Here is an 18,334-nt window from a genome sequence, read left to right on the forward strand (position 1 = left end):
TGCAACGGAATTACAGATCCAAAGGAGTTTAAAATGGACGCAGAAGCAGCAAAGTACATCGGCGCCGGTATCGCTTGCCTGGGCATGGGCGGCGCGGGCATTGGCCTCGGCAACATCTTCGGCAGCTACCTGGCGGGCGCCCTGCGCAATCCGTCGGCCGCCGATGGCCAGTTCGGCCGCCTGATTTTCGGCTTCGCCGTGACCGAAGCTCTGGGCATTTTTTCGCTTCTCATCGCGCTTCTCGCCCTGTTCGGCTGAGCCCCTGTTCGGCCAATTATCGGTCGGACGAGCATTGGGAAGAATTGGCTGGCCGCATTCCTGCGGCCATGCCTGATATCAGGGGATAGTCCATGTTCGTGACATCTGCGTTTGCGCAAGAGTCCGCACCCGCCGCTGAAGGCGCCCATACCGGTACGGAAGGCGGCACGCATTCCGGCGCCGGCGTGCCTGCCGAGGCGCACGGCACGTTCCCGCCATTCGATCCGGCGACGTTTCCGTCCCAGCTTCTGTGGCTGGCGATCACGTTCGGGCTGTTCTATCTGTTCCTGAAGAAGGTGGTGATGCCGCGCCTTGGCGGCATCATCGACGTCCGCAGCGATCGCATCACGCAGGACCTCGACCAGGCCGCCAGGCTGAAGGGCGAGGCCGACGCCGCCGTTGCCGCTTACGAGCAGGAACTTGCGGAAGCCAAGGCCAAGGCCAACGCGATAGGCCAGCAGGCCAACGACGCTGCCAAGGCTGAAGCCGAGGCTGCCCGCAAGAAGGTCGAGGCCGCCCTCGACAAGAAGCTCGGCGAGGCCGAGGCCAGCATTGCTTCCATCAAGGCCAACGCCATGAAGGAAGTCGGCACGATTGCCGAGGACACCGCTTCAGCCATCGTCGATGCGCTTGTCGGCGGCAAGACGAGCAAGGCCGAGATCTCGGCTGCGGTCAAATCCGTGGCCCGGTGAGGAGCACATCATGGACGCCACATCTCTCGCAACGCTTTGGGCAACAGTTGCCCTCGTCATTTTCCTCGGCGTTGCCGTTTACATCAAGGTGCCAGGCCTGATCGCCAAGTCGCTCGACGCCCGTGCGACCAAGATCAGCGACGAGCTTGCGGAAGCCCGCCGGTTGCGCGAAGAGGCCCAGCAACTGCTCGGCCAATACCAGAAGAAGCGCAAGGAAGCAGAGCAGGAGGCCGCAGCCATCGTCGCTGCCGCCAAGCGCGAGGCCGACATGCTTGCCGCCGAGGCGCACAAGAAGACCGAAGACTATGTCACCCGCCGCACCGCGCTTGCCGAGCAGAAGATCGGCCAGGCCGAGCGCGAAGCCGTCGCCGAAGTGCGCGCCAGCGCCGTCGACATCGCCGTCGAGGCGGCCCGCACGCTGCTTGCCGGCAAGATCGACGCCAAGGTCGGCGCCGACCTGTTCAAGTCCGCGCTGCAGGACGTGAAGGCCAGGCTGAACTGAGCGGCGTTAACTCGCTGACATCAAGCCGCCCGGGCAACCTGGCGGCTTTTTTGTTGAGCGGCGACGGAGATTGGCGAAGGCGGTGGTGCGCCTGATCTCCCCCCTCGAGGGGGAGATGTCGCCAAAGGCGACAGAGGGGGTCGGTTCGACCAGGCGCGACGCTCTTTCTGCGACCAAGAAGGGCTAGCGCTTCACGCGCGGTGACCCCCTCTGGCCTGCCGGCCATCTCCCCCTCAAGGGGGGAGATTTAGCTGTCCAACCCGACAAACCCTTCTTCCTCAACCACCTCAACCCCACCCAGCCTGAACGGCGCGAATGACGCCCGGTGCAGCCTTGCCACCGGACCATGCGCTTCGATCGCGGTGCGGTGCCGCACGGTGGCGTAGCCCATATGGACTTCGAACCCGTAGCGTTCGTGGTGGCTGCCGCAGCCGCACATCATGCGGTCGCGCATCACCTTGGCGACGATCGAGGCGGCGGCGATCGATTGCGAGCGCTGGTCGCCCTTGATCAGCGCGCGGCCTTCGCAGAGGAGGCCCGGCGGCACATCGCGGCCATCGGCCAGCGCCAGCTTCGCCTGGATCGGCAGGCCGGCAAGGGCGCGGCGCATGGCTTCCAGGCTGGCCTTGAGGATATTGCTGCCGTCAATGCCTTCGGCGCTGACCGAGGCCATCGACACGCCGAGCGCTGACCCCAGGATTTTCAGGAACAGCGCCTCGCGCTGCAAATGGTTGAGCCGTTTGGAATCGTCTAGCCCGTCGGGAATGTTGGCGGGATCGAGGATCACCGCCGCCGCCACCACCGGCCCGGCCAGCGGACCGCGGCCGGCCTCGTCCATGCCTGCCACCGGCCACAGGCCTTCAGCCATCGCCTTCGTCTCGAAGGAGAAGTCGGGCTTTTCGACGATTTCTAAAAGAAGCGGAGAATCGGAACGCGCGCGAGCCATGTTGCGGCGAGGTTCGCATCGGCTCCGATTCTCCGCAAGTCCCTCCAGGGTCGAGTGGGGCAAGACCGGGAGGGCACCGTCTGCAGGCCGGGGGACAGGCCGGACGGGATTCTTGGGTCGCCTGCCAACCACGAGGGCAGGGCAGGCGCTACTCTCAGAGCAGCATCAGCTGCTCGGTCGCCTTGGCGGCGGCGACAAACTGGTCGGTTCGGAGCGTGCGCCGCTCGGCGTTGAGGCCGAGCCGCTTGGCCGTGATCTCGAAGCGCCGGCCGATCTGCCAGGCATAGGGGCCGGCGCCTTTCATCCGCTTGCCCCATTCCGAATCATAGTCCTTGCCGTCGCGCATCGAACGGATCAGCGACATCACGTGCCGGTAGCGGTCGGGATAGTGGCGCAGCAGCCAGTCCTTGAAGATCGGCGCCACCTCGAGCGGCAGGCGCAGGATGACATAGCCGGCCTCGCGGGCGCCTGCGGCGCGTGCCGAATCGAGGATACGCTCCATCTCCTGGTCGGTCAGGCCGGGAATGATCGGCGCCACCATGACAGAGGCCGGGATGCCGGCATCGGAAAGCTGCCGGATTGCCTCAAGCCGCTTGGTCGGCGTCGACGCGCGTGGCTCCATGGTGCGCGCCAGCATGCGGTCCATCGTCGTCACCGACAACGCCACCTTGGCCAAGCCCCGTTCGGCCATGCGCGACAATATGTCGATGTCGCGCGTCACCAGATGGGATTTGGTGACGATGCCGACCGGATGGCCGCGCGCCTCCAGCACTTCGAGGATCTCGCGCATGATCCGGTATTGTTTCTCGATCGGCTGGTAGGGATCGGTGTTGGTGCCGATGGCGATGGTGCGCGGCTGATAGCCATCCTTCGACAGTTCCTTGTCGAGCAGCCGCGCCGCATCCGGCTTGGCAAACAGCTTCGCTTCGAAATCCAGCCCAGGCGACAGGCCCATGAAGGAATGCGTCGGCCGGGCGAAACAATAGACGCAGCCATGCTCGCAGCCGCGATAGGGGTTGATCGAGCGGTCGAAGGAAATGTCGGGCGATTCGTTGCGGGTGATGATGGTGCGCGGCTTCTCGACCTGCACTTCGGTCTTGAACGGCGGCAATTCCTCCAGCGAATTCCAGCCGTCGTCGAACACATGCCGGCTGACCGGCTCGAACCGGCCGGACGGGTTGATGCCAGCGGAACGGCCGCGGTTGCGATCCGGACGGACGCGCATGCCGCTCTGTTCGATCATCGCATTGGCCATCTCGGCTCGCCCTGCTCCGAAAGCAGCAATGTCCGCACGCACGATATGTTCCATTTTGGCCCTTTCCCAAGGACTGTCGGCTGGCTGTCGAATCGCTCTGTTCATGAAAATAATCCTATTTCGCTGATGAGAACAAAGCAAGAACTTTTTAGTTGGACCATGCAAAACTGGCGCTGCGCCGGGCTTTCCGCTATTCGGCTAAAAATGCTCAGCGTTCTCATCGAAACCCGGGATGACGAAGAAGGCCTTGCCCGCACGCTCGCCTCATTGATCGGCGGCGCGGTCGAGGGCGTGGTACGCGATGTCATCGTCTGCGACACCGGCTCGACCGACCAGACGCATCGGGTTGCCGATCATGCCGGCTGCCATTTCGTCGCCGGCGGCATCGGCGCGGGAATCAGGCAGGCGAAGGGTGACTGGCTGCTGTTTCTCGAGCCGGGCGCAAGGCTGGCCGACGGCTGGATCGACGACGTCGTCGCTCACACGGCGCGGCAAACCATGCCGGCGCGCTTTTCCCGTGCGCGCGGCAGCCGCACGCCGTTCCTGTCACGGGTGTTTTCGGGCAACCGGGCGCTGGCCGAAGGGCTGGTCATCAGCAAGCGCCAGGCCGCTGCCCTGTCGAAGAACGCGCACAGCGCCGAAGCCCTTGCGCGCGGTCTCGCCACCAGGCGGCTCGACGCCGAAATCTGGCTGGCGCCGAAGAAGTGATGTTTCTCCCTTCTCCCCGTTCCCAGGGAGAAGGGTGCCCGAAGGGCGGATGAGGGGCAGCGTCGGCGTCCCCCCGGAATTGACACTGTCCGCTGCGCCGTCCGGCTTTTTCGCCGCAAAAACCTATTGTGCATTGCACAAAAGCTGACGCGGGATTAGCATTCCGTTGATGCGGGATATCGGGTTTGGGTAGTGCCGGAGCGGTAAGCAAGCGCCGCGTCGTCGTTGCTGCCGTTCATATCTGAGGACCCCGATGAACCTTTCGTCCCCTGACAAATCCGGCGCCCCCAGTCTGGAAGCCATTGCCCGCAACGGCAGCCTGCTCCGCCGCATTGCGGTGCGTATCCCGACCTATCTGTCCGACCTGCGCGAAAATCCCGCATGGCTGCCGATGTTCGTGCTTGCCCGCACCATGCCGGCGCGCAAGCTGCACTGGCTTGGCGCCAAAGCCGCGCGCCCCGCGCAGAGTGCCGGAGCGACGATGTTCAGGGGCGTCGACCTCAAGTCGATCGTCGCGGCGCTGCGCACCGATGGCCTGTTCTCCGGACTGGTCCTTCCGCAGGCAATCCACGAAGAGATCGCCAGCTTTGCTCAGAGCACGCCGTGCTTCGGCAATTTCGACCGCCGGCTCGAATTCATGCCCGGAGAACACGCAGAAGCCGAGAAGCGGTTCGGCCGCTCTTTGCTCAGCGGCCACTATTTCGAGCGCATCCTCGGCTGCAAGGCGGCACTCGCCATCCAGAACGACCCGCTGCTGCTCGACATCGCCCAGCACTATCTGGGCGGGCAGGCAAAGCTGATCACCACGCGTGTCTGGTGGAGCTTTCCGACCGGCGAGGCTTCCGACGCCGACAAGAACCTTGCCTCGCTCGGCAAATATCATTTCGATCTCGACGACTGGCGGATGCTGAAATTCTTCTTCTATCTCAAGCCCTGCGATGCCGGCACCGGCCCGCATGTCTATGTCAAAGGCAGCCACAACAGGCGCAGCCTCAAGCACCAGTTGACGCTGCTGGTCGGCCATCCGGCGCAAGACGTGCTCAAGGTCTATGGCGACGACAGCCCGGTCACGCTGACCGGCGAGGCCGGCCTCGGCTTCGTCGAGGACCCGTTCGGCTTCCACATGGGCACCGTGCCGTCCACCACGCCACGGCTGATGATGGAGGTCGGCTTCGGCGTCTCGCCGCCCTCGCGCCGCCGCTTCCACGGCGAACCGGTCATCCGCTGAGGCCGGAGCGGATCTCGACCGGCATCCAGCGCGCTTGCCGCCGGGCAATGCGACCCTCTTTGTTCTCGGCATCATAGTCCATTGGGACCGGCTCGCGGTTGAACCGCGGCCGGTCATCCAGCGCATTGACGATGACGATCGCTCTCGGTTCGCCGTCGGTGGTCACAGCAGCGACATAGACGCCGCAGTCCCGGCAGATGAGATAATCGGCGGTGCGCAATCCGAACCGGTATCGGTGCAGCCGCGCCTTGTCCTCGACCGAGACGATCAATCGGCCCTGCGGATCGGCGGCGGCGCGCGAACCATGCCGGACACAGAACGCGCACTGGCAGGCGCGGATCTCCACCTCGGCCGGCTCGATTCCCGTTTCGAACGTCAGGTGGATGTTGCCGCAATGGCAGCCGCCGCGGTGCGCGCTCATTGGATCTCTTCCGTCTTGACTTGGCGACAGACTATCCGCCCGACGACCCGGAGGAAATGACCTCTCGAAGGCGCACGCGCCATTCTGCCTGACAAAGGCAGCACTTGGCAGGCACTTTGCCTTGGTTTACGAGGCGGCTTTGCCGCGCCGCAAATGCTCGTCCAGGCGCGGCATGATCTCGACGAAGTTGCAGGGCATGTGGCGGTAGTCGAGCTGCGGTTTCAGGATGCCGTCCCAGGCGTCCTTGCAGGCGCCGGGCGAGCCCGGCAGCACGAAGACGAAGGTGGCGTTGACGACGCCGCCCGTCGCTCGGCTCTGCACTGTCGAGGTGCCGATCTTGTCGTAGGAAATGCGGTGGAACACTTCGGAAAAGCCATCCATGCGCTTCTCGAAGATCGGCTCCAGCGCCTCCGGCGTCACGTCGCGGCCGGTAAGACCGGTGCCGCCGGTGGTGATGACGACATCGATGTCTTCGTCGCGCGACCAGCCCAGCACCTTGTCGCGGATTTTCTCCCGGTCGTCGGTGACGATGTCGCGCGCGGCCAGGACATGGCCGGCCTCGGCGATGCGATCAGCCAGCGTCTGGCCGGATTTGTCGTCGGCAAGGCTGCGCGTATCGGACACCGTCAGCACCGCGATGCGCACCGGAATGAACGGCCGGCTCTCGTCAATTTTGGCCATCGGCCCCCTCCGAAGCGATGCTTCGTGTCGCGGCGACAAACCACTCCGGTTCGCGGCTGCGGATCTCGGCGGCGGCGCGCTTGGCGACATTGCCGGTCTCGAACAGCCCGAAGCATGTCGCGCCGGATCCCGACATGCGCGAGAATCCAGATCCGGCCCTGTTCAGCAGGGAAAGCGCTCGGCCGATGGGCGGCTGGATCGCCTGCGCCGCCGGTTCGAGATCGTTGCGGGTGATCTCCAGCCAGTTGCGGACACTGTGGAAGTCAAATGCACGCGGCAGCGGCGGCAATCCCTCATTGTCGCGTTTCTCAAGTGCGTTGAACACATCGGGCGTCGAGACAGCGACGCCGGGATTGACCAGCACCAAAGCGAGCGCCGGAAAATCCGGCACCAGCGACAGCTCGTCGCCGACGCCACGCGCAACCAGCGGTTTTGCCGCAAGACACATCGGCACGTCGGCGCCGAGCGTGAGACCGATCCGGCTCAGTTCGGCCTCGCCGATGTCGAGCCCCCAGGTCCCGACAAGACCGTGCAGAACGGCGGCCGCGTCGCTTGAGCCGCCGCCGACGCCGGATGCGATCGGCAGGTTCTTTTCCAGCCGGATGGCAACCGGCGGCGTGCTCTGCTGGCCGGCCTGCCTGCGCAGCGCCTCGCGCGCCTTCACCACCAGATTGCTGTCGTCGATCGGCACGGAAGTCGCGTAACGACCCGATACGGAGAACCGCTCGGCGTCGGCAGGCTCGATCTCGACCCTGTCGCCGAAGCGGGTGAAAACGACCAGGCTCTCGAGCAGATGATAACCGTCGGCGCGCTTGCCGGTGACGTGCAGCGCCAGATTTATCTTGGCGGGCGCAAGCCACGTCCGGGCTCCGGCATCCAAACTGTCGGCTGCTGACGGGATGATGCTCAGTCCTTGGCCAGGCGGTATTCGCCGGTCTTGGGATCCTGGACCAGCGTGCCGTTGGTGCCGTTGGCTGCCTGCTTTTCGGTGCGCCGCACCTTGGCGGTCACACGTTCGGCCTCGCGGACGAAGGTGCGGTAGCCGAAATAAGCGGCTGCGCCGACAACTGCGAAGAAAATGATCTGTGGCATTTCAAAGCTCCTCCCTCGCAAGGCGGCAAGGCAGACTGTCAAGCCCTCATGCTAGACGCTTTCCCTGCTTTTTCAAAGCCCGAAGCGCGCCCACAATGCGCGCTCTTCCGCCGCATCGATCACGCCGCTTGCGGCGGCGGCGGCAATATCGGGCGCTGAAAAGTTCGAGCCGAACAGGCCGATGCGGCCAAACAGGCCACGCGGCGCGGTGACCAGCCTGAGCTGGGTTTTCGCGCCGAAGCGGGTTTTCAGTACCGTGCGCATGTCGCTCAACGCATCGACGAGGCCAAGCTCCAGCCCTTTCTTGCCGGTCCAGAACAGGCCGGTGAACAGGTCCGGATCGTCCTTCAGCTTGGTGCCACGGCGTTCCCTGACCAGGTCGATGAAGGTCTCGTGCACTTCCAGCTGCAGCGCCTTCAGGCGCTCGACGTCTTCCCTCTTCTCCGGCTTGAACGGGTCGAGCACCGCCTTGTTCTGGCCGGCGGTGTGGACACGGCGCTCGACACCGATCTTCTTCATCAGTTCGGGAAAGCCGAACGAGGCCGAGACGACACCAATCGAACCGACGATGGAGGACGGATCGGCAAAGATCTCGTCGCCGGCGACCGCGATCATGTAGCCGCCCGAGGCCGCCACATCCTCGACGAAGACCAGCACCTTCTTGTTCTTCTCGACCGCGAGGTCGCGGATGCGCTTGAAGATCAGCCGCGACTGCACCGGCGAGCCGCCAGGCGAATTGATCGAAATGGCGACGGCGGGCGCATCGAACAGGAACGCCTTTTCGATGAGGGCGGCGGTGGACGCCAAGGAGAGGCTCGGCCGGAACGGGCCGCCGCCGGCCATGATGGTGCCATGCAGCCTGATGACGGGAATGGTGACGACGCTGGATCGCCAGGATTTCGGCAGCAGGCGGTTGAAAAGGCGTTTCACGAGGTGGCTGTCTCCAAATGGCTTCAACGCATGTAGGGATTTGCCGGTCAACGGCAATGCTGCAATCCATCTCAGCCAACTGTGTGCCGGTTTTGCGGCAACGACACTGACGGGCCCAAATCAATCGCCAAACAGCGACGCCAGTCCGTTGTTGATCATCTCGGTTCGTTCCGACGGGCCGTCGCCCGTTTGCCCATGCAGCATCAAAGGCGGGCGGATCGACAGCTTGCCGCGCGCGCCGAGCGCTGCCCTAACGACAATGCGGATTGCGGCTGCTTCCGGGCGCGGATGCACGGCCAGCATCTCGGCGTCGCCGAAGCGGCCCGACAGGGCATCGAGGAGGTCGCCAAGCTGTTCCGGCCGCGCAATGACGGCCAGGCCCCCGCGCGGCTTGGCGACGGCAGCCGCACTTCGGATCCAGCTCTCGAACAGCCCGTCGTCCATGACATGCGCTTGCCGCCGCAGCGGATCTGGCGTGGCACGGTCTTGCGCCGCGTTGAAGGGCGGGTTCATGATGACGAAATCGAAGGAATTGTCGGCAAGGCCGGCTTGCGTCCGCGCCCGGCCCGACAGCGTGACGTCGGCGGTCAGCACCGAGGCGCGATTGCCGAGATGCGCATTGCCGGGATGGGCGAGCGTGGTTGTGGCGAAGCCTGCCATCTCGGTCGACCGTTCGACGAGCACGACCTGCGCCTCTGGGCAGCGCGACAGCACGGCGAGACCCGCCGCACCGGCGCCGGCGCCGAAATCGGCGAGGCGTCCAGAAAAGCCGGATGAAACTGCTGCCGCCAGCATCATGGCATCCATCCCGGCGCGATGCCCTGTCCTGGGCTGGACAAGCCAGAAGCGGCCGCGATGGAAGGCATCGACCGTATGGGCCGGCGTATCGCTGGTAAGCGCGCTCGCTTCAGCCATTATGTCTGGCGGATTTCGTTCTCGATGCCGGCGTCTTTCAAGATGCGCCGCGCCTGATCGGCCTGGTCGGCATCGACCATCACGCGCTTCTGCAAAAGACCGATCGACCCTTCGAGAATGCTCATGTTCTGGTCGGCGACGAAGCAGGCAATCCCGGCATCGCGCATCAGCGATTCGACAAAGGAGATGATCACGGCATCGTTGGTGCGCACGAGTTCTATCATCGGACGAAGTTCGCAGGTTGCAGCGTTGATGTAAACGCTGGAGCATGGCGCCGAAAGTGTGGAGCGGTTTTCGGGCAACGGCATGCGGTCGCTAAGGTTGACACGCCGTCACCGCAGCCGCGCCAATTCGCCTCTTGCCGTGCCCGTATGTGCCGCCCTAGAGTCCCAGGCGGGACCAGGGTGCCGTCGCACGCGTGATCAAAGACGGGAGTGTTTGTTGGTGGGTGTCGTTCTCAACATCGAAAACGGGAAGCGGGAACCCGCCTCCATCAAGGATCTCATCGACCTGACAGCAGCCGATATGGGGCGCGTCAACAAACTGATCCTATCCAAGGCCGGCTCCGACGTCGAGATGATCCCGGAGGTCGCCAATCATCTGATCTCGTCGGGCGGCAAAAGGCTGCGTCCCATGCTGACGCTCGCGGCGGCCCAGATGTTCGGCTATTCCGGCGAGGGCCACGTCAAGCTCGCCACCGCGGTCGAGTTCATGCACACCGCCACGCTGCTCCATGACGACGTCGTCGACGAGAGCGGCATGCGGCGCGGCAAAAAGACTGCCCGCATGATCTGGGGCAACCAGGCGAGCGTGCTGGTCGGCGATTTCCTGCTCGGCCAGGCTTTTCGCATGATGGTCGATGTCGGTTCGCTGGAAGCGCTCGACATCCTGTCCAGCGCCGCCTCGATCATCGCCGAGGGCGAGGTGATGCAGCTGGCGGCAGCCAAGAACCTCGATACCACCGAGGACGAGCATTTCGCCGTCATCAAGGCCAAGACCGCGGCGCTGTTCTCGGCTGCCGCCGAGGTCGGCCCGGTCATCGCATCGGCGACGCGCAACGATCGCGCCGCATTGCGCTCCTACGGCATGAATCTCGGCCTTGCCTTCCAGCTCATCGACGATGCGCTGGATTATGGCGGCTCCAGCCAGGAGCTGGGCAAGAATGTCGGCGACGATTTCCGCGAAGGCAAGGTTACGCTGCCGGTCATCCTCGCCTACCGGCGCGGCACCAAGGCCGAGCGCACCTTCTGGAAGCGCGCCATCGAGGACAATGTCACCGACGATGCCGGCCTGGAAAAGGCGATCGGCCTGATGACCCGCCATGGCGCCATTGCCGACACCATCGGACGGGCCCGCCATTTCGGCGAGATCGCCCGCGATGCGCTGGCACCGCTGGAGGCGACGCCGCAGAAATCGGCGCTCATCGACGTCATCGACTTCTGCATCAGCCGGGTGAACTGACCCGCGCCTGGCGCCAAAGCAAGTTTGCACGCAAAATCGGGCAATCACCGCTCGACAATCGGCAGCAGTGCAAATTATCTATAAAACATGGCAAAGACCGCAGACGACACCATCGCCGTGCGCATCAGCAAGGTGCTGGCGGATCGCATCATATCGGGCGCGATCGAACCCGGCGCCCGGCTGCGGCAGGATCACATCGCCGAGGAATTCCAGACCAGCCATGTCCCGGTGCGCGAAGCCTTCCGGCGCCTGGAGGCGCAAGGGCTGGCGGTCAGTGAGCCCAGGCGGGGCGTGCGCGTCGCCGCTTTCGATCTCGGCGAGGTAAGGGAAGTCGCCGAAATGCGGGCAGCCCTCGAAGTGCTGGCGCTGCGCCATGCCGCGCCGCATCTGACGGCTTCCATTCTCAACCTTGCCGAAGAAGCCACAAAGGCCGGCGACAAATCCCGCGATGTCCGCTCTTGGGAGGAGGCCAACCGCACCTTCCACCGGCTGATCCTGGCGCCCTGCGGCATGCCGCGGCTCATCGCCACCATCGACGATTTGCACGCCGCAAGCGCCCGCTTCCTGTTCGCCGCCTGGCGCTCGGAATGGGAAATCCGCACCGACCAGGATCATCGCGCGATCCTGAGCGCGCTGCGGCAAGGCAACACCGAATCGGCCGCGGCCACGCTTGGCCGGCACGTTCAGTGGATCGGCCAGAAACCGGTCAAGACCGCGTCGGGCAAGATGCGCGAAGCGTTTGCCATCGTCGGGTAGGGACGAAGGGACAAGTCGTCGGATTCCGCGCGTAGCGATCCTTCACACCCCCCTCTGTCCTGCCGGACATCTCCCCCGCAAGGGGGGAGATCAACAGCTTTGCCGTTGCGTTAGTCCTGCAACGTCGGCCATTGGCGAAAGCAAAGGCGACATCCGATCTCCCCACTTGCGGGGGAGATGGCCGGCAGGCCAGAGGGGGGTGCTGTCCCGCCAGCCTTTCCAAATGTCCTTTATTCGACACGCAAGCCCAAGCCTTTTTAGGGGCGAGGGTTGCCATTCCCGCGCAAATATGGATTCGATAATAGATCGAACAACAAAATTATCTATAATTCAAACCAGCCAGGGAAGCCGCCATGACCGACATCGCCTTTTCGCCCTCCAAGCCCTCCTTCAGCCCGTTGCGCCTGCAAACCCGCTCGTATGCCTGGCAAGCCGCGACCGTCGTCCTCGGTACGCTGTTTCTGGCGCTGTTGTCCCAGATCGAGGTGCCGATGGTGCCGGTGCCGGTCACCATGCAGACCTTCGCCGTGACGCTGGTCGGCGCACTTTATGGCTGGCGGCTTGGCGCCATGACCATCATCGCCTGGCTCGCCGAGGGCGCCGTGGGCTTTCCTGTCCTGTCCGGAGGGGCAGCGGGCGCGTCGTATTTCGTCGGGGCAACGGGCGGTTATCTCTTCGCCTTCCCGCTCGTCGGCGCGCTTGTCGGCTGGCTGGCCGAGCGCGGCTGGAACGGCAACCGCGTGCTGCTCGCCTTCGCCGGCATGGTCCTCGGCAACCTCGCCTGCCTGGTTCTCGGAACGGCCTGGCTCGCCGTCATGATCGGCCTCGAACAGGCCATCGCCTTCGGTTTCCTGCCGTTCCTCGTCGGCGGCCTGCTGAAATCGGCGCTCGGCGCCGCGACGCTCAAGCTGTTTTGGAGCAACAAGGCGGACCCGGCAGGAGCATGATCCCGAAAAGTGGAGTCCGGTTTTCGGAAGAGATCATGCTCAAACAAAGAGATGGAGCCCCATCCCGATACCATCGGGATGGAACAGGCTCCGCTGGTGCGTCCTGACCGATGACCGTCCGGCTGCGCTCCCACCATCTTCTTTGCCTGCTGACCTATATCGGCGAAGGGTACAGCGCAGCCTTCGTCGCCAACTATGACGTGATCGCGAAACGTCTGGGCCGGGGCGAGGATATTCTGATCGTCTCCGGCCCCGACGACATCTGCCAGCCGCTGCTCGGCGGGGCGCAGCCCCACTGCTTGCGCGAAAGCGCCGCCGGCCGGGACGAGCTGGCAGCACGCGATGTCGGCAAGCTGCTGACCCGGCCGATCCGGGCCGGCGTCCGCTTCAGCCTCGACGCGGCAACGCTTGCCGGCTTGCGCGCCGCCTTTGCAGCCGGCGTGACGCGTGAGGCCTGCCAGGGTTGCGAGTGGGCCGGCCTGTGCAGCACTGTCGCGGCAGGCGGATATCGCGATGTCAGGCTGTAGCTCCCAACCCCGATCTGCTATTGTCGGAACCGATAGTGTCTGCGTCGCCATGGTTTGTTAATCGGGTGACCCGATTGTGAATTCGGCCCGGATTGAAGCCTGACCCCAAAAAGGCCATGCTTTGTCAGGAAACATCGAGTCTATGGCTTCTCCGCGCCGACGCGGGATGGCGCTTGGCTGAAAGGGATACGATGCGGCAAGGACGTGCGCGCTGGCTCGCGGGGCTGGCAATTGTGGCAGGGATGGCGATTTCTCCGCTGCCTGCCTACGCCAAGGAATCGACCGGCCCGGTCAAGATCACCTCCTTCTCGGGCGCCTATCTCGCCGCCCGCATCGCCGAAGGCGACAACGACCTCGACAATGCCATCGCTTATTACAAGCAGGCGCTCGCCTTCAATCCCGGCGACACCTCGCTGCAGCAAAGCCTGATGCTGTCGCTGATCGCGCAAGGCCGCTTCGAGGAATCGCTGGTCTATGCCGACAAGCTCAAGGCAGTTCCCGACGTCGAGCGCTTCTCGCGTCTGGCTCTGGCGGTCGATTCCTTCCACAAGAAGGATTTCACCAAGGCGCAGTACTGGCTCAAGCTGTCGCTCGAATCCGATCTCGACCGGCTGATTTCCGGCGTCATGTCCGGCTGGGCACAAGAGGGCGCCGGCGACCCCACCGGGGCGATGGCCTCGATCGACAAACTGCAGGGGCCTGACTGGTTCGGCCTGTTCAAGTCCTTCCACCGCGCGCTGATCGCCGATGCCGCAGGCCTATCGGACAAGGCCGACGCGCTTTATGACGCGACCCTGACCGACGTCACGGCCGGCGGTGCCGCGCCCGAGACATGGATGCGCAACGCCCAGGCCTACGCGTCTTTCCTGGCGCGCAAGGGAAACAAGAACAAGGCGCTCTACGTGCTCGACAAGGCCGAGGCGTTCGCGCCCGGCAAGCTCGACATCCAGGCGCTTCGCGACAGGATCAGCAAGGGCGACAAGATCGAGCCCTTCGTCGCCAGTCCCTCCGAAGGCGCCGCTGAAATCCTGCTCGACCTCGCCATCGCGCTCAATCGCGGCGGCGGCGAGCCGTTCGTGCGCCTCTATCTGCAATATGCGCTCGCGCTCAAGCCCGACAGCGACGCCGCTTTGGTGCAGCTTGCCGCCGTTGCGGAGCAGCTGAAGGACGGCGAAGGCGCCATTGCGCTCTATAGCCGCATTCCAGCCTCCTCGCCGCTGAAGGAGCTTTCCGACCTGCAGCTCGGCCTCAACCTTGCCGATCTCAACCGTCACGACGAGGCTATCGCCCATCTCAAAGCATTCGTCGAAGCTCACCCCGATGACATGCGCGCCTATCTGGCGCTGGGCGGGGTCTATGCCTCGAAGGAGGATTTCCGCTCCGCCGCCACTCTCTACGACAAGGCGGTCGCGGTGCTGAAGACGCCGACCAATGCCAACTGGAACATCTACTATCAGCGCGGCATCGCCTATGAGCGGCTGAAGGAATGGCCGAAGGCCGAACCGAACTTCCTCAAGGCGCTTGAGCTGTTCCCCGACCAACCGCAGGTGCTGAACTATCTCGGCTATTCCTGGGTCGACATGAACATGAACCTCAAGGAAGGCCTGGCGATGATCCAGAAGGCCGTCGACCTCAGGCCGAGCGACGGCTACATCGTCGATTCGCTGGGCTGGGCCTATTTCCGCATGGGCCGGTTCGACGACGCCGTGCGCGAAATGGAGCGCGCCGTGTCGCTCAAGCCGGAAGATCCGGTGCTCAACGACCATCTCGGCGATGCCTATTGGCGCGTCGGCCGCAAGCTCGAAGCCACTTTCCAGTGGAATCAGGCGCGCGACCTGAAGCCGGATCCCGATGTGCTTGCCATTTTGCAGCAGAAGCTGATGAAGGGCCTGCCGCCGATCGAATCCAACACGGCGCAGGAAACCCCGAAGGTCAAGCCGGCCACCCCGCCAGCGCCGAAGGGGTGATCGGGCCATACTTCTGATGAAACGGGGCTCGCTGAGCCCCGTTTTTTCGGCTTGGCATCTTAGAGCAATTCCAGGAAAGTGTGCGCGGTTTTCCGTTCGGAATTGCGACAGAAACAAAGAGATAGAGACGCCCTATCGCGATCGTCATTCTGTGGCGGAGCAAGGAGCAAGGAGCGAAGCGACGCGGCGCAGACCATAGAAGCCATGCCGTGACCTTAAGGCGTTGCGAGGGTGCAGAATTCTGCTCCGCTTCGTTCTTCGATCAAGGTCACGGAATGGATTCCAGGTCTGCGCGACGCCGCTTGGCGGCTGCTTCGCCCTGGAATGACGAAGTCGGGAAGGCTTTCAGCCAATCTCCAGCGTTGGCGCTCATTCTAGAGCGCGTCGCGCTGAAACGGATTCATACGACGCGCTTTAAGTCTTTGTTTTGATGCATGTCGTTGTCCCAGAGCCGCGGCACACTTCTGGGCGACATGCATTAGAACAGCTTTCGGTAGACGACGAACCCCGAGAGATCGCCGATCTTGTTATAGAGCTTCATCGCCGTGTGGTTGGTTTCGTGTGTCAGCCAGTAGACGCGGCTGGAGCCTGCGGTTTGCGCCCTGGTATAGACGTCTTCGATCAGTGCCCGGCCGACGCCCTTGCCGCGCGACGCCTCATTGGTGAAGAGGTCCTGCAGATAGCAGTTCGGCGAAATCGCCGTCGTGGTGCGGTGGTAGAGATAATGGACAAGACCGAGAAGCTTGCCTTCGCTCTCCGCGACCAGCGCATGCATCGGCTCATAGGCATCGAAGAAGCGCGACCATGTCATTGCAGTGATGTCACCGGGCAGGGCGGTCTCGCCCGAGCGGCCGTAAAACGCATTGTAGCCGTCCCACAGCGGCAGCCATTGCTCGTAATCCTCTCGGGTGACGGGGCGTACGGTGAACTGGCCTTGCATGGCTGAACCTTTGTCGTTGAAGCTGAGCGAGCAAACGGCCACCGGCACCGTCCGGCAATGGGCCAGTCCGAAGCAAAGCGTTCAACCTCTCATCAAGGCGGCGATAGGCGCTGCCTTGACGCCTACCGGCCCGGCAACTAGGGAATGGCATCATTTCAGCGCTTTCCGAGGCCGCCGTGACGTCAGACAGTCCAGCCCATATGCATCCCAGCCGCTCGTTCCAGGGGCTGATCCTGACCCTGCACAATTACTGGGCCGCCTATGGCTGCGTCATCCTGCAGCCTTACGACATGGAAGTCGGCGCCGGCACCTTCCATCCGGCCACCACGCTGCGCGCGCTCGGGCCCAAGGGCTGGAACGCCGCCTACGTCCAGCCCTCGCGCCGGCCCAAGGACGGCCGCTACGGCGAAAACCCCAACCGGCTGCAGCATTATTACCAGTACCAGGTGATCCTGAAGCCCAACCCGCCGAACCTGCAGGAACTCTATCTCGGCTCGCTCAAGGCGATCGGCGTCGATCCGTTGCTGCACGACATTCGCTTCGTCGAGGACGACTGGGCAAGCCCGACGCTTGGCGCCTGGGGGCTCGGCTGGGAGTGCTGGTGCGACGGCATGGAAGTGTCGCAGTTCACCTATTTCCAGCAGGTCTGCGGCATCGAATGCGCGCCGGTGGCGGGAGAACTGACCTACGGCCTGGAGCGGCTGGCCATGTATGTGCAGGGCGTCGACAATGTCTACGACCTCAACTTCAATGGCCGAGAAGGCGCCGAAAAAGTCACCTATGGCGATGTCTTCCTGCAGGCCGAGCAGGAATATTCCAGGCACAATTTCGAATATGCCAACACCGCCATGCTGCTCAGGCATTTCGAGGACGCCGAAGCCGAATGCAAGGCGCTGCTCGCGGCCGGCGCCCCGGCTTCGAACGACAATCTGCCGATGCACCGCATGGTCTTCCCGGCCTATGACCAGTGCATCAAGGCCAGCCACGTCTTCAATCTGCTCGACGCGCGCGGCGTGATTTCGGTGACCGAGCGGCAGAGCTACATCCTGCGGGTGCGCAATCTGGCGAAGGCCTGCGGCGAGGCGTTCCTCCAAACCCAGGCCGGCGGCCTCGCCGCCTGAGGCTCACTTCATCATTTCGGGGGACATGTTGATTGGGGCCAACATCGGGCCAGTCGATCCGGCCATGGTCCGCAAAGCCTGCCGTACGCCCGGCATCGCGAAGGCGCCATGGGCCTGCGCGGTCAAACAGGCGCTGAGCGCGATGATCTGCAGAAGTCTCGATGCCGTTTTCATGGTCGTTCAGCCAATAAGTTCCCTGCCTGAGCGTTCGTCGCTTCAGCGCTGCGTTTGGTTCATGGAAATCTTTGATCAAAGGACGGGCGGGCTGGTTGCGGCCCGACAGGGGCGGTCAAAATTTCTGGAAACAGCGGTCAGCCGAGTTGCTATGCCCTCTTACCTCCCCCTAGATGGGGGAGGTCGCCGCGAAGCGGCGGGTGGGGGTGACAGCGCGACGTTCCATGCCAAAACTCGATCGATTCAAGCTGCAGTCTGCGCAAAGGCTTCGCGCGGCGATGACCGACGAGGAACGCATCCTGTGGCGGCATCTGTGGCGCATTCCAGTAGAAGGCACTCATTTTCGCAGGCAGGCGTCGGTAGGCGTTTACTTCCCTGATTTCACCTCCCACCGGCTGAAGCTGATCATTGAGGTGGACGGTGTCCATCACAGCTTCGATGACCAACAGCACCATGACGAACGTCGAACGAAATGGTTTGAGAGCCAGGGTTATCGAGTCATCCGCTTCTGGAACCATGAAATCAAAAACGAACTGGATTCCGTGCTCGATACGATCTATGCGGCGGTGGAAGAACGAAAATCACACCTGCGTTTGCGCGATGGTGCCGAAGGTATCGGCGGCTGAGAGGTCGCCACCCCACCCCGGCGCTACGCGCCGACCCTCCCCATCGAGGGGAGGGTGGGAGCCTAACTATGCCTGATCTGCTTCTAGAACTTCGCTCCGAGGAAATCCCCGCCCGGCCGCGCAACCGCAGCGCCGGAGGCGCGAGGACGCGCAATCAGGGAGAAGGCATGCGGGTGGAGAAACTCTG

23 protein-coding genes are annotated in these 18,334 nt (G+C 63.7%); 12 read left to right on the plus strand and 11 right to left on the minus strand.

The features are described 5' to 3' along the window. Nucleotides 1-33 precede the first annotated feature (33 nt). From NKH35_RS16810 to NKH35_RS16820, 3 genes are all read left to right on the plus strand, one after another. Nucleotides 34-258, plus strand: coding sequence for a F0F1 ATP synthase subunit C (locus NKH35_RS16810; protein ID WP_006206606.1), 225 nt, complete (start codon nt 34-36; stop codon nt 256-258). A gap of 92 nt (nt 259-350) precedes the next feature. Further along, nucleotides 351-950: a F0F1 ATP synthase subunit B gene (locus NKH35_RS16815; RefSeq protein WP_023668484.1), complete on the plus strand. Its 600-nt coding sequence runs from the start codon at nt 351-353 to the stop codon at nt 948-950. A gap of 10 nt (nt 951-960) precedes the next feature. Then, entirely contained in the window at nt 961-1,452 is a 492-nt protein-coding gene (locus NKH35_RS16820; RefSeq protein ID WP_352915432.1) for a F0F1 ATP synthase subunit B, read from the plus strand. Between the two features lie 247 nt (nt 1,453-1,699). Here NKH35_RS16820 and rnhB read toward each other — a convergent pair whose 3' ends face one another. Continuing rightward, nucleotides 1,700-2,398, minus strand: coding sequence for a ribonuclease HII (rnhB, locus tag NKH35_RS16825; RefSeq protein WP_023687104.1), 699 nt, complete (start codon nt 2,396-2,398; stop codon nt 1,700-1,702). A 154-nt stretch (nt 2,399-2,552) separates the two neighbouring features. Next, nucleotides 2,553-3,707, minus strand: a complete 1,155-nt coding sequence (locus tag NKH35_RS16830) for a PA0069 family radical SAM protein (RefSeq protein ID WP_023684378.1) — start codon at nt 3,705-3,707, stop codon at nt 2,553-2,555. A gap of 150 nt (nt 3,708-3,857) precedes the next feature. On the opposite strand from NKH35_RS16830, the gene NKH35_RS16835 reads away from it, so the two are divergent. After that, nucleotides 3,858-4,361: a glycosyltransferase gene (locus tag NKH35_RS16835; protein ID WP_023830306.1), complete on the plus strand. Its 504-nt coding sequence runs from the start codon at nt 3,858-3,860 to the stop codon at nt 4,359-4,361. Between the two features lie 253 nt (nt 4,362-4,614). After that, nucleotides 4,615-5,589, plus strand: a complete 975-nt coding sequence (locus NKH35_RS16840) for a hypothetical protein (protein WP_023687106.1) — start codon at nt 4,615-4,617, stop codon at nt 5,587-5,589. Here NKH35_RS16840 and NKH35_RS16845 read toward each other — a convergent pair. The 7 genes from NKH35_RS16845 to NKH35_RS16875 all read right to left on the minus strand — a co-directional run bounded on the left by NKH35_RS16845 (nt 5,579) and on the right by NKH35_RS16875 (nt 9,852). Next, complete coding sequence (locus NKH35_RS16845) at nt 5,579-6,010, minus strand: GFA family protein (RefSeq protein WP_352915435.1); 432 nt, start codon at nt 6,008-6,010, stop codon at nt 5,579-5,581. The two genes, NKH35_RS16840 and NKH35_RS16845, sit on opposite strands and share 11 nt — an antisense overlap. Before the next feature lie 126 nt (nt 6,011-6,136). Further along, complete coding sequence (gene moaB, locus NKH35_RS16850; protein WP_352915437.1) at nt 6,137-6,691, minus strand: molybdenum cofactor biosynthesis protein B; 555 nt, start codon at nt 6,689-6,691, stop codon at nt 6,137-6,139. Next, nucleotides 6,678-7,571 carry a 4-(cytidine 5'-diphospho)-2-C-methyl-D-erythritol kinase gene (locus NKH35_RS16855; RefSeq protein WP_352915440.1) on the minus strand — a complete coding sequence of 298 codons (894 nt, stop codon included), beginning with the start codon at nt 7,569-7,571 and terminating at the stop codon, nt 6,678-6,680. The genes moaB and NKH35_RS16855 overlap by 14 nt, the downstream gene beginning before the upstream one ends. Nucleotides 7,572-7,597: 26 nt before the next feature. Then, complete coding sequence (locus NKH35_RS16860) at nt 7,598-7,783, minus strand: membrane protein (protein WP_023668475.1); 186 nt, start codon at nt 7,781-7,783, stop codon at nt 7,598-7,600. Between the two features lie 72 nt (nt 7,784-7,855). After that, nucleotides 7,856-8,713, minus strand: coding sequence for a S49 family peptidase (locus tag NKH35_RS16865; RefSeq protein WP_023668474.1), 858 nt, complete (start codon nt 8,711-8,713; stop codon nt 7,856-7,858). A 120-nt stretch (nt 8,714-8,833) separates the two neighbouring features. Continuing rightward, nucleotides 8,834-9,628 carry a tRNA1(Val) (adenine(37)-N6)-methyltransferase gene (locus NKH35_RS16870; RefSeq protein ID WP_023807504.1) on the minus strand — a complete coding sequence of 265 codons (795 nt, stop codon included), beginning with the start codon at nt 9,626-9,628 and terminating at the stop codon, nt 8,834-8,836. Next, nucleotides 9,628-9,852 carry a putative signal transducing protein gene (locus tag NKH35_RS16875; RefSeq protein WP_023692106.1) on the minus strand — a complete coding sequence of 75 codons (225 nt, stop codon included), beginning with the start codon at nt 9,850-9,852 and terminating at the stop codon, nt 9,628-9,630. Before NKH35_RS16875 ends, NKH35_RS16870 begins: the two co-directional genes overlap by 1 nt. A gap of 220 nt (nt 9,853-10,072) precedes the next feature. Here NKH35_RS16875 and NKH35_RS16880 point away from each other — a divergent pair, with 220 nt between their 5' ends. The 5 genes from NKH35_RS16880 (at nt 10,073) to NKH35_RS16900 (ending at nt 15,286) form a co-directional block, all read left to right on the plus strand. Beyond that, complete coding sequence (locus tag NKH35_RS16880) at nt 10,073-11,089, plus strand: polyprenyl synthetase family protein (RefSeq protein WP_023668471.1); 1,017 nt, start codon at nt 10,073-10,075, stop codon at nt 11,087-11,089. An 87-nt stretch (nt 11,090-11,176) separates the two neighbouring features. Then, entirely contained in the window at nt 11,177-11,845 is a 669-nt protein-coding gene (locus NKH35_RS16885; RefSeq protein ID WP_023687112.1) for a GntR family transcriptional regulator, read from the plus strand. A 353-nt stretch (nt 11,846-12,198) separates the two neighbouring features. Continuing rightward, nucleotides 12,199-12,792 (plus strand): biotin transporter BioY, encoded by a 594-nt coding sequence (locus tag NKH35_RS16890; protein ID WP_352915443.1) that lies wholly within the window; start codon nt 12,199-12,201, stop codon nt 12,790-12,792. Nucleotides 12,793-12,902: 110 nt separating this feature from the next. After that, the gene (locus NKH35_RS16895) at nt 12,903-13,319 is read left to right on the plus strand and encodes a DUF1284 domain-containing protein (RefSeq protein WP_023684368.1); all 417 of its coding nucleotides are present in this window, start codon (nt 12,903-12,905) and stop codon (nt 13,317-13,319) included. 191 nt (nt 13,320-13,510) lie between these two features. Then, the gene (locus NKH35_RS16900) at nt 13,511-15,286 is read left to right on the plus strand and encodes a tetratricopeptide repeat protein (protein ID WP_023709893.1); all 1,776 of its coding nucleotides are present in this window, start codon (nt 13,511-13,513) and stop codon (nt 15,284-15,286) included. A gap of 478 nt (nt 15,287-15,764) precedes the next feature. On the opposite strand, the gene NKH35_RS16905 is transcribed toward NKH35_RS16900, so the two are convergent. Then, the gene (locus tag NKH35_RS16905) at nt 15,765-16,226 is read right to left on the minus strand and encodes a GNAT family N-acetyltransferase (protein ID WP_352514476.1); all 462 of its coding nucleotides are present in this window, start codon (nt 16,224-16,226) and stop codon (nt 15,765-15,767) included. 176 nt (nt 16,227-16,402) lie between these two features. On the opposite strand from NKH35_RS16905, the gene NKH35_RS16910 reads away from it, so the two are divergent. After that, nucleotides 16,403-17,347: a glycine--tRNA ligase subunit alpha gene (locus tag NKH35_RS16910; protein ID WP_023687115.1), complete on the plus strand. Its 945-nt coding sequence runs from the start codon at nt 16,403-16,405 to the stop codon at nt 17,345-17,347. Between the two features lie 3 nt (nt 17,348-17,350). On the opposite strand, the gene NKH35_RS16915 is transcribed toward NKH35_RS16910, so the two are convergent. Next, nucleotides 17,351-17,521: a hypothetical protein gene (locus NKH35_RS16915; RefSeq protein ID WP_352500447.1), complete on the minus strand. Its 171-nt coding sequence runs from the start codon at nt 17,519-17,521 to the stop codon at nt 17,351-17,353. A 224-nt stretch (nt 17,522-17,745) separates the two neighbouring features. Here NKH35_RS16915 and NKH35_RS16920 point away from each other — a divergent pair, with 224 nt between their 5' ends. Further along, on the plus strand, nt 17,746-18,147 hold the full coding sequence (locus tag NKH35_RS16920) for an endonuclease domain-containing protein (RefSeq protein ID WP_023732115.1): 402 nt from the start codon (nt 17,746-17,748) through the stop codon (nt 18,145-18,147). The last annotated feature ends 187 nt before the right edge of the window (nt 18,148-18,334 follow it).

Origin of the sequence: Mesorhizobium sp. M1143 (genome assembly GCF_040318435.1) — a bacterium.
Classification (GTDB): domain Bacteria; phylum Pseudomonadota; class Alphaproteobacteria; order Rhizobiales; family Rhizobiaceae; genus Mesorhizobium.